Origin of the sequence: Mycolicibacterium pyrenivorans, from assembly GCF_025821625.1 — a bacterium.
In the GTDB taxonomy this organism is placed as follows: Bacteria; Actinomycetota; Actinomycetes; order Mycobacteriales; family Mycobacteriaceae; genus Mycobacterium; species Mycobacterium pyrenivorans.
In genome coordinates this window covers 1-570 of the sequence record NZ_JACKSH010000179.1, presented here as the reverse complement: position 1 = coordinate 570, position 570 = coordinate 1, and the positions used below count along the sequence as shown (strand labels likewise).

The window sequence follows — 570 nt, the reverse complement described above, 5'->3', positions numbered from 1 at the left end:
CGAATTCACCGTCATCTACAACACCGCCCGAGTGCACCGCGCATTGCCAGCGGCCACCACCCCCGCGCAGGCCTACACCACCCGACCCAAAGCCACCCCGGGCCACCACGTCGAACACTTCCGCATCCGCCACGACACCGTCGACCAATTCGGCAAACTCACCCTGCGCCAAGGCAGCCGCCTGCACCACCTGGGCATCGGACGCCGCCACGCCGGCACACCCGTGCTCATCCTGGTGGCCACCAGCACCGTCACCGTGATCAGCACAACCAGCTACACCCCGATCGCCGACCACCACATCAACCCCGACCGAAACTACTGGCCCCACCAACAAAAAACCCCGGCCAAAAGGCCGGGGTTCTCTGTAACCGATGACTCGACTCATGTGTAACCCATGACTCGACTCACCACATCTGTGTCCGAGGGGGGACTTGGCCACCTGCGACACGAGTTGAGACCTTCCAACTGAATCGGGGGGACTTGGCCACCTGCGACACGAGTTGAGACCTTCCAACTGAATCGCTGACTAGCGAATTTACGGCGTGAGTTGTCGAGGAGGGTGCAATAAGC

The 570-nt window shown here is 61.9% G+C and carries 1 protein-coding gene; it reads left to right on the top strand.

Translation table 11 applies throughout. The features are described from left to right. On the top strand, window positions 1–391 hold a 391-nt coding region (locus tag H7I57_RS20435; protein ID WP_264025648.1), incomplete at its 5' end, for a hypothetical protein. Window positions 392–570: the final 179 nt, after the last annotated feature.